Source organism: Pseudomonas sp. P5_A12 (assembly GCF_056400685.1).
On the sequence record NZ_JBFUKU010000219.1, the window covers coordinates 1 to 9,206 of the forward strand.

General features: G+C 58.2%; 11 protein-coding genes. 5 read left to right on the forward strand and 6 right to left on the reverse strand.

Annotated features, from left to right (window positions below; genetic code table 11):
- The 3 genes from AC1DSG_RS22865 to AC1DSG_RS22875 form a co-directional block, all read left to right on the forward strand.
- Positions 1 to 313: PepSY domain-containing protein (locus AC1DSG_RS22865; RefSeq protein WP_477792916.1), on the forward strand; the 313-nt coding region annotated here is incomplete at its 5' end.
- Entirely contained in the window at positions 310 to 489 is a 180-nt protein-coding gene (locus tag AC1DSG_RS22870; RefSeq protein ID WP_007947719.1) for a hypothetical protein, read from the forward strand. The genes AC1DSG_RS22865 and AC1DSG_RS22870, both read left to right, overlap by 4 nt.
- A 111-nt stretch (positions 490 to 600) precedes the next feature.
- Positions 601 to 1,230 carry a glutathione S-transferase gene (locus AC1DSG_RS22875; protein WP_477792917.1) on the forward strand — a complete coding sequence of 210 codons (630 nt, stop codon included), beginning with the start codon at positions 601 to 603 and terminating at the stop codon, positions 1,228 to 1,230.
- A 211-nt stretch (positions 1,231 to 1,441) separates the two neighbouring features.
- Here the strand turns inward: AC1DSG_RS22875 and creD are convergent, their stop codons facing one another.
- From creD to rloA2, 4 genes are all read right to left on the reverse strand, one after another.
- Positions 1,442 to 2,812 carry a cell envelope integrity protein CreD gene (creD, locus tag AC1DSG_RS22880; RefSeq protein WP_477792918.1) on the reverse strand — a complete coding sequence of 457 codons (1,371 nt, stop codon included), beginning with the start codon at positions 2,810 to 2,812 and terminating at the stop codon, positions 1,442 to 1,444.
- 134 nt (positions 2,813 to 2,946) lie between these two features.
- On the reverse strand, positions 2,947 to 4,365 hold the full coding sequence (gene creC / locus AC1DSG_RS22885; RefSeq protein WP_477792919.1) for a two-component system sensor histidine kinase CreC: 1,419 nt from the start codon (positions 4,363 to 4,365) through the stop codon (positions 2,947 to 2,949).
- Positions 4,365 to 5,045: a two-component system response regulator CreB gene (creB, locus tag AC1DSG_RS22890; RefSeq protein ID WP_477792920.1), complete on the reverse strand. Its 681-nt coding sequence runs from the start codon at positions 5,043 to 5,045 to the stop codon at positions 4,365 to 4,367. Before creB ends, creC begins: the two co-directional genes overlap by 1 nt.
- A gap of 59 nt (positions 5,046 to 5,104) precedes the next feature.
- Positions 5,105 to 5,611: a retropepsin-like aspartic peptidase RloA2 gene (gene rloA2, locus AC1DSG_RS22895; protein ID WP_477792921.1), complete on the reverse strand. Its 507-nt coding sequence runs from the start codon at positions 5,609 to 5,611 to the stop codon at positions 5,105 to 5,107.
- A 514-nt stretch (positions 5,612 to 6,125) separates the two neighbouring features.
- Between rloA2 and AC1DSG_RS22900 the strand changes: the two genes are divergently transcribed.
- Positions 6,126 to 6,515 (forward strand): DUF3757 domain-containing protein, encoded by a 390-nt coding sequence (locus AC1DSG_RS22900; protein ID WP_477792922.1) that lies wholly within the window; start codon positions 6,126 to 6,128, stop codon positions 6,513 to 6,515.
- 93 nt (positions 6,516 to 6,608) lie between these two features.
- On the opposite strand, the gene AC1DSG_RS22905 is transcribed toward AC1DSG_RS22900, so the two are convergent.
- Positions 6,609 to 7,163, reverse strand: coding sequence for a DUF2780 domain-containing protein (locus tag AC1DSG_RS22905; RefSeq protein ID WP_477792923.1), 555 nt, complete (start codon positions 7,161 to 7,163; stop codon positions 6,609 to 6,611).
- Between the two features lie 232 nt (positions 7,164 to 7,395).
- On the opposite strand from AC1DSG_RS22905, the gene AC1DSG_RS22910 reads away from it, so the two are divergent.
- Positions 7,396 to 7,773 carry a hypothetical protein gene (locus AC1DSG_RS22910; RefSeq protein ID WP_477792924.1) on the forward strand — a complete coding sequence of 126 codons (378 nt, stop codon included), beginning with the start codon at positions 7,396 to 7,398 and terminating at the stop codon, positions 7,771 to 7,773.
- Between the two features lie 79 nt (positions 7,774 to 7,852).
- Here the strand turns inward: AC1DSG_RS22910 and fdhA are convergent, their stop codons facing one another.
- A complete protein-coding gene (gene fdhA / locus AC1DSG_RS22915; RefSeq protein ID WP_007947729.1) occupies positions 7,853 to 9,052 on the reverse strand; it encodes a formaldehyde dehydrogenase, glutathione-independent in 1,200 nt (399 codons plus the stop codon).
- Between the last annotated feature and the right edge of the window lie 154 nt (positions 9,053 to 9,206).

The window sequence follows — 9,206 nt, forward strand, 5'->3', positions numbered from 1 at the left end:
GTTTTCCAGCGAGCACCATTACGCTGTATTCATGAAAGGCAGCACCCACCTGACGTCGCACCTGCTGACGCCGGTACTTATCGACGCCAGCACCCTGCAAGTCACCGCCGTGGCGGAACGACCTTGGTACATGGACGTCATGGGTATGTCGCAGCCACTGCACTTTGGCGATTACGGCGGCATGCCGATGAAGATCCTGTGGGGCGCCCTCGATGTGTTGACCATCATCGTGCTCGGCAGCGGGGTCTACCTTTGGGTGGTACGGCGCAAAGCGGCAAAACCTGTGCTCGAACCCGCCGAGGCTCAAGCATGAAGCCAAGGCAATCGAACTTCTGGAAGGTCTTCGGCACGCCCACGGTTATCGCCTTGCTCAGCGCCGCCGGGTTATTCGCCGCGCTGCTGGGCGATGGCGTGTGGGACGCCTTGAGCTGGCTTGGCCTGGGCGTTCCCGCATTCTTCGCCCTGCGCGGCTTGCTGCAACGTCGCTGATTTTGTAGGAGCGAGCCGGCTCGCTCCCACAGGGTTGGGGTTAACTTGTCAGCTTGAGCTCCCGCATCAACGCGCTATGCTGCCGACACTGCCACCGACCGAGACGCTGCCATGTCCACCCCCAGCATGACCCTGTACCACAACGCTCTATCGCCCTTCGTTCGTAAAGTCATGGTGCTGCTGCACGAGACCGGCCAGACCGGCCGCGTGGCGCTGCAAGACTGTGTGCTCACGCCGGTCAGCCCCGATCAGTCACTCAACGAAGACAATCCGCTGGGCAAAATCCCTGCCCTGCGCCTGGCCGACGGCAACGTCATCCATGACAGCCGGGTGATCCTCGATTACCTCGACCACCAGCACGTTGGCAACCCGCTGATCCCGCGCGAAGGTTCGGCGCGCTGGCGGCGCCTGACCCTGGCCTCGCTGGCCGACGGGATCATGGACGCCTCGGTGATGGTTCGTTATGAAATGGTCCTGCGTGACCCGCAGAAGCATTGGGACGAATGGCTCGACGCTCAGCGCGACAAGATTCGTCGCGGGTTGGCGCTGCTGGAAAAAGATGCGATTGCCGAGCTGACCAGCCATTTCGATGTCGCGGCGATCAGCGTGGCCTGTGCGTTGGGTTATATCGACTTGCGCCATCCGGATCTGCAATGGCGCGAGGCGAATCCGCAGTTGGCGGCGTGGTATTTCGAGGTGAGCCAGCGGCCTTCGATGTTGGCGACGATGCCTAAGGTTTAGATCTTCGCTGACTGTCAGGGCCTCATCGCGAGCAGGCTCGCTCCCACAGTTTGATCTGTAGTGTGAACAGACTTTGTGTTCACTGGAGATCCCCTGTGGGAGCGAGCCTGCTCGCGAAGGCACCACCCTGAATCCAACGGAAATAACGCGAATATCAGCGTCGCCAAAATCTCTCCCTGACGCTGATCCTCCCGCAACCCCAACGACCGGCTCATTCCACCGCCCCCAGCTCAAACACCATCGGCTTGGCGCTCTTCTGCCCGATCCCGTACCAGTCCAGCTTGCGGGTCATCACCATAAACACCCCAAGCAAGCCGAACAGCAACAACGAGCCCATCAACAGCGCGTAATCCTCGGCACTCAACAAGCCGTAGAGCAAGCCGTACAAGGCCGCCAACCCCGCCGAAAAACTCAGGCCATGGCGCACGCTGTGCAGCACATGGCAGACATAGAACCCGATCAACAACACGCAGCCAGCGGACGACAACAGATACGCCAGGGCAAAACCGATGTGTTCGGACAGCGACAGCAGCAACAGATAGAAAAACGCCAAGGCCACGCCGACCAACGCGTACTGCACCGGGTGCACCGCCAGGCTTTTCAGCACTTCGAACAGGAAGAAGCCTGCGAACGTCAGGACGATGAACAGCAAGGCATATTTGATCGCGCGATCACTCTTGAGGTACTGGTCAACCGGGTCGATGAAGCTCACGCCGAAGCTGCGCCCGTTGTACGCCTCGCAATCATCGCCGGACACGCAACTGCTCAGCGCTTCTTGAAGGTTGGTGGAGAAGAACGAGGTCTGCCAATTGGCGGTGAAACCTTGATCGTTGACTTCACGCTGGGCCGGCAGGTAATTGCCAATGAAGCTTGGATGAGGCCAGTTGGCGATCAACGACACCTTGCTGGTTTTGCCCACCGGCAGAATCTGCAACTGACCGGTGCCCTGCAAACGCAGGTCAAAACCGAAGGCCAGTTCCGTGGTTTTTTTTGCGTCCAGCGCTGGCAGCGTCACGTGCACACCTTCACCCAGCCAGCTCACCTGGGTACCCGGTACGAAGTCCAGAATCTGACCGTTCAGGTCCAGCGTTAATGCGTTTTCGATGCCGCGAATGTCGCTGATGCCCACTGCCAGAAACGGCTGGTCGAACTGGTAATCAGCGAAATCTTCCTTGATGCCCAGTTGCGCCGGCAACGAGAAATGCCCGCTGATGTGGTTTTGCGCGTGGAACAGGCGTGCCTCGTAAATGCCACGCGAACGCAGTTCGGTCTGGATCTGGCCATCGAGTTCGAAGCGCTCTGGCAGGAAGTACAAGCGACCACGTTCTTCACCGACGTCCTGGTAGCGCTCGTTGGTTTTCTGGTTGAGCTTCCAGGTGCGCACCACTTTGCGATACGGCACCACCATGAGCGGCCCGCTCAGTTGCTGACTAAAGCTGGAACTGCGGGCGATGTCTTCCAGTACACCGTCGCGAAGTTGCTGACGGTCCTGAATGATGCCGTTGATCATCAACAGCGGAATCAGCAACAAAAGAATCAGAAGGGCAATGGCCCCGAGTTTTAGGGTCAGGCTGCTGTTCATGGGACTCTCCCTGTTTGGATGGGGAGAGTCTGGGATGGATGTGTGGGGAATTTATGGGGGGAATATGGAGATTATGTGGAGACTGGGCAGCCCTCTGTGGGAGCGAGCCTGCTCGCGAATGCCGCGACGCGGTCCTAAGCCAGGCACAACCTCACTTCAACACCGCCTTCGACATTGCCAATACTTAACGAACCGCCATGCAGCTTGACCACTTCTTCCACAAAATTAAGCCCCAACCCAGTGCTTTTGCGGCCACTGTCGGGGCGCGGCAGCGAGTAAAAACGCTCGCTCAAGCGCGGCAGTGCATAGTCCGGAATCGCCTCGGCCTGGTTGAACAGTTTGAACTCAACCTGCTCTTCAACCTGCTCGGCACTGAATCGCAGAACCCCCTGAACCGGAGTGAAGTCCAGCGCATTCTCCAACAAATTCCCCAGCGCCTGACGCAACAAAAACGGCTCACCGGTTATCGCCAGATCTACTGGTATCCGTTTTTCCACGCACAACTGCTTGCCTTCAATCCGCGCCGCCTGAGCCTTCAACAATTCATCCACCAACCCGGTCAACGGCACCGCCACCCGCTCCTCCAGACCTTGACGTTGTTCGACTTGAGCCAGATTCAACAGCCGCTCAATCAATTGCTGCATCCGCACACTTTCGCTGTCGATATTGCTGACAAACCGCTGCTGCTGCTCCAACGACATCTCGCCTTGCAGCAATTCCGCCGCTCCGCGAATCGCCGCCAACGGGCTCTTCAACTCATGGGTCAGCGTGTGCACATAACGCTCGACGTAGGCTTTGCCTTCGAGCTGCGTGCGCATCTGCTCGACCGCTGTCGCCAGCTGCTCCAGTTCACCGCCGCGATAGTGCGGAACTTCGACCCGTTGGCCTGCACTCACCGCTTGTGCATAAGCAGTCAACCGTCGCAGCGCCGCACTCAGCCACCATGACAACAGCGCGCCGAACAACAGACCGAGGCCAATCAGCCCGGCGCCATAGGCCAGCAATCGGCGCTCGGTGCGATCGACGTAAGGCTGCAACGAGCTGTTGGGCTTGGCCACGGTGACCACGCCGAGGATCTGGCCGTTGTCGCGAATCGGCGCGCCGACGTGCATTACCGAGGAGTTGGTATCGTTCGGATCGCTGCGGGTGGAGCGTGYGCCGTATTCGCCACGCAGGGTCAGGTAGACATCGTTCCAGCGCGAGTAGTCCTGCCCCACTGCCACACCACTGGAGTCCAGCACCACAAAGCCTTTGGCATCGGTGACGTAGATCCGGTGATTAACCTGATTCTTCGGCAAACCCCAGATGCTCGCCTTGGGTTGTCGCTCGCCGTAGGCCTTGAGCAATTGCGGCCAGCGGTTCTGATTGAGGGTGCCGGCCTTGAAGTCGTCGCGCAGGATCTCGGCCATCAGGTTGGCCGTATCTACCAGGGTTTCTTCGGTGGACTGGCGAACGCCCGGGCGGATTTCTTCCATCACGGTGTTGAGTACGAAGTAACCGGTCAGGCCGATGAACAGCACGTAGACCAGGAAAATCCGCATCCCCAGCGGCATCAGCTGTGCCCCGGGCTGTAGCTGTAACCGAGACCGCGATGGGTCTGGATCGGCTCGGCGTCCGCCCGCACCAGACGCAATTTGGCGCGCACGCTCTTGATGTGGCTGTCGATGCTGCGCTCGTAACCGGCATCGGCGGCGATGCCCAGCGCATCCAGCAATTGTTCGCGGCTGAATACCCGCTCGGGTTGTTCCAACAGGCATTGCAACAGGCGGAACTCGTGACGGGTCAGGTTTAGCGCTTGGCCGCGATAATTGATTTGCACCCGTTCACTGTCGATACGAAACAGCGCCGATGAGACCTCGGCCACGGCTCTTGGCGCCATGCGTTTGAGAATGGCCCGGACCCGGGCGGCCACTTCCCGTGGGCTGAACGGCTTGACCACGTAATCGTCGGCGCCGATTTCCAGGCCCACGACACGATCGATTTCAGCATCGCGTGCACTGAGGAAAATCACCGGCACTTCGCTGAAACGGCGCAACTGTTTGCAGGTCTCTAAGCCACTGATGTCCGGCAAACCAATGTCGAGAATGATCAAGTCGGCCGGCGTGGCGCGCTGATGGTCCAGCGCTGCCGCGCCAAGGCTCAGCCAGGTCGTGGTGAAGCCTTCACCCTGCAACGCGAAAATCAGGGTGTCGGCAATCGCCGCTTCGTCTTCGACAATCAAGATATGAGGCATGGCGTCCTGGCCCGGCAGTTAAGTGGGCGAACGGTGCCCCAAGGCTGATTCGACGTCAATCAGCAGTCGGGTTTGTCCGCCGTGAAACGTCGCGCCGGGTTCACCGCCGCACCGAACTCACGCAAGGCTTTGGCGCCGATCAACAAAGGGTAATTGAAGCTGCTGCGGTCAGTCAGGTTCACCTCCACAGTGCGCTTGACGTTGCCCAGGCACAGCTCCAGATCGACCACCGGGCGCTTGGTAGGTGCGATCACCTCAGCGTCTTCCTCGTCTTCTTCGGAGCGGGTCTTGATCTTGCTGATCCGCGCGACTTTGTGTTCGTAGACCTTGTTGCTCGCGTCCTTGGTGGCAAGGCGGAAACGCACCCATTCTTCGCCGTCGCGGGTGAAGGTCTCGATGTCCTTGGCCGACAGCGACGCTGTCAGGGCGCCGGTGTCCATCTTCGCCTTGAGTACTTCACCGCCGATTTCCGGCAGCGCGATGTATTCGTAACGCCCGTACAGGGTCGGCTCGGCGGCAAGGACCGGCAGGGCCACCAAGGAAAGCAGTGCAAGGATCGATTTCACGTAATGGGCATCCATAAGGAGTGGGCAGCGGGATTTTAGACCGTCAGCGAGCAATTCGTTCGTTCCTGATATCGCATCGCGGGCAAGCCCGCTCCCACAGGTTCTGCGAAATACCTGTGGGAGCGGGCTTGCCCGGGTAGAAACCGGGGACATCCTTTACGTTTTAAACCGGAGACATCGTTTACAGGTATGAAATACGGTCAGGAGGTGCCTGACCATTCCCAGGAATCGAGAGTCCCCAAATGGATCAACGAATCAAACTCAGGCGACTGGCTGAGCCCGCTCTGCGGCAAGGCGATTACGAAAACGATCCGCAGTTTCGCGAAAAAATCCAGAACTGGGTAAACCAACTCTGAATCGAAAAGGACCAGCGTATCGACGTGTTGCGCACCGAGTGACGTTGAATCAACTGCCGGTGCACGGAAGCCTTTTTAGCACCTGTCAGATGTGACAGTAGCCAAGTCTTATCAGCAGCGTGACTATGGAGATCCGACAACGTAAAGGAATACACGCCGTGGTAATTAAAACAATCGCTGGTGCTTGGGTACTGATGACTTTGGCAGGCCATGTTTATGCAGATACCTGCCCGAATACTGCTGAAATCACAGAGGAAACAAAAGGTGTTTTTTCCACCAAGGACAGTTCCGGGCGGACCTGGAAAGGTGAAAGTCCGGGCCTAGAAACAGCCGACATCAAACTTTCCGACTTTGAAAGCGTGGCGTACATCGACAGGGACGAGGATGAAACCGGCCCAATTATTGTGAGTCAGCTAAGTTGCCGTTACAAAAATATCGCCTTCGCTCTCGAAGTACCGGGTTGGAAGCCGGAAGAACCGAGGCTGTGGGAAAACCAACACTGTACGAGATCCATCAGTGAATGCTCCTTCACCATTACCCATAAATAACACCAGTGAAGAATAGAAAAAGGGCGACAGTCACAGTCGCCCTTTTCTAGTTGCGTACTGTTTACCAACGCATTTCGCGCTGAAGCCGTTGATTCAAATGCCGGTGCCCGCGCCCCAGATCCCGCCCAGGCTTTCCAGCAACGAACCGCCAACGCCCTGTTGACCGAGGTATTGCAGAAGCACCGGGGCAAACTGGCCGATCATTCCGCCGTCCATCMCCAATGCGCTGAACGCGTCGTTCAGGTCGTTGGTGTTCTTCACGTTGCCCAGGGCGTTGTCCAGACCGGCGGCCTTACCGGACGAACCGAGTAAACCCGCGAGGGCGCCCAGCTCTCCGCCGCCCGACAAAATGTCGATGCCTGGTACGCTTTTGGCCAACTCTGAGTAATCAGTCGAACTCAATTGATTCTTGGCCAACCCAAGCATCGCCCCGGCGCCGCCAACGGCTTGTTGTGGCGTCACGTTCAATTCGGTCAGCGCACTCAGCAGATCGGCTGTCTGCGGGGTCGGCGCGGCTGCGGCGGCTGCGTCATCGCCCTTCATGCCGGAGATGGCATTGGCCGCATCGAACAGGCTGAACTGAGCAAAGACCGGACTGGCCGCCAGACACATCAGCGAAGCCAGTGCAAAACCGCGTGAAATCTTCATCCAGACATCCTCATGTGCCATGAAAACCGCCCGTGAGCGGACGGGGAAACTGCCGGTTTGACCGGGGGTTGGGTGACATTGTTCCTTGGGCAATTTCATCTTGGATGCAGACGGGTATTAAAGAAGGTTCGATTAATAATTAAACGCTCTAAAAAACTGTCAGATCTGACAGTGGCTGAGAGATCCATACCTTGACCATTAGTACTCAATTAAACGTAATGGAGTACAAACAATGATGTTGAAATCAGTCGTCGCTGGCGTGCTGGCAAGTCTGTCGCTGATGGGTACCGCTTATGCAGAAACTTGCCCTGCTGCCTCAAGTATCCACAAGACTGCAAGCGGCTACTCAGCTCCAGGACCCGATAACAAGCCATTGGCAGTCACCGTAAAGGGTGCCGCAGCGCTCGAGAGCCTTAAATTTACGTCTGCACGTCTAAAGGATAATGACAGCACCGCATCAGTCGTTATCTGCCGCTACGAAGGCGAAGGCGACCTCGGTGCTTCAACAGGCGTGAAAATCGGCGTCCCCGTCCGAGGTACCGGCACCAATTGGAAAGGTGATGACTGTGAGGCCAATGATCCTGCCCAGTGCTCATTCCATATTAAATAAGTGGATGTCTAGAGCCTGGTTTTCGAGCTGAAAAAAAGGGCGACATCACTGTCGCCCTTTTTCCTTGCCTGCTGCCTACTTACGCAGCACTAAACAACTTATGCGGATCAATCACAAACTTCTTCGGCACGCCCGCATCGAACTCGCCGTAACCGCGCGGCGCGTCATCCAGGCTGATGACTTCCACGCCGACGATGTCGGCAATATGGATACGGTCCCACATGATCGCTTGCATCAACTGGCGGTTGTACTTCATCACTGGCGTCTGGCCGGTGTGGAAGCTGTGGGATTTGGCCCAGCCCAGACCGAAGCGAATGCTCAGGCTGCCCATTTTCGCGGCGGCGTCCACGGCACCCGGGTCTTCCGTCACGTACAGGCCTGGGATACCGATTTTGCCGGCCACACGAACCACGCCCATCAACGAGTTGAGCACGGTGGCCGGAGCCTCGTGTTTCACCCCATCGTGGCCATGACCGCGTGCTTCGAAGCCCACGGCGTCGACGGCGCAATCCACTTCCGGCTCGCCCAATAGCGCAGCGATTTGTTCGTGCAGTGGAGTGTCCAGCGACAGGTCGGCGATTTCGAAACCCTGCGCCTTGGCATGCGCCAGGCGAACGGTGTTGACGTCACCGATGATCACCACTGCCGCGCCCAACAGGCGAGCGGAAGCGGCTGCGGCCAGGCCGACCGGGCCGGCACCGGCGATGTATACGGTGCTGCCTGGGCCAACGCCGGCGGTGACGGCGCCGTGGTAACCGGTTGGCAAGATGTCGGAGAGGCAGGTCAGGTCGCGGATTTTTTCCATCGCGCGATCGCGATCCGGCAGTTTCAGCAGGTTGAAGTCAGCGTACGGCACCATCGCGTATTCGGCCTGGCCGCCGGTCCAGTCGCCCATGTCGACATAACCGTAGGCACCGCCGGGACGGGCCGGGTTAACGCTGAGGCAGACACCTGTGTGCATTTCCTTGCAGGAACGGCAGCGCCCGCAAGCGACGTTGAACGGCACGGACACCAGGTCGCCGATTTGCAGGTTCTCGACGTCGCTGCCTTTCTCGATGACTTCGCCGGTGATTTCGTGGCCGAGCACCAGACCGGTCTGAGCGGTGGTACGGCCGCGCACCATGTGCTGGTCGGAACCACAGATATTGGTGGAAACCACACGCAGGATGACAGCGTGGTTAATCTTCCTGCCGCGCGGGTCCTGCATTTTTGGATAGTCGATTTTCTGTATTTCGACTTTGCCATTGCCGAGATACACCACACCACGATTGCCAGACATGCTTTCACCTCGCTGTTGTTTTTATGTAGCGGTCGCGTCGCCATGGACCGGCGGCGCGTTGATTGCTCGGGTTATTGCTTGTGTCTTTTTGCGTTGTTTGTGAGGGCCTCTTCGCTGGCAAGCCAGCTCCTACAGTTGATTGAGTTTCCCCTGT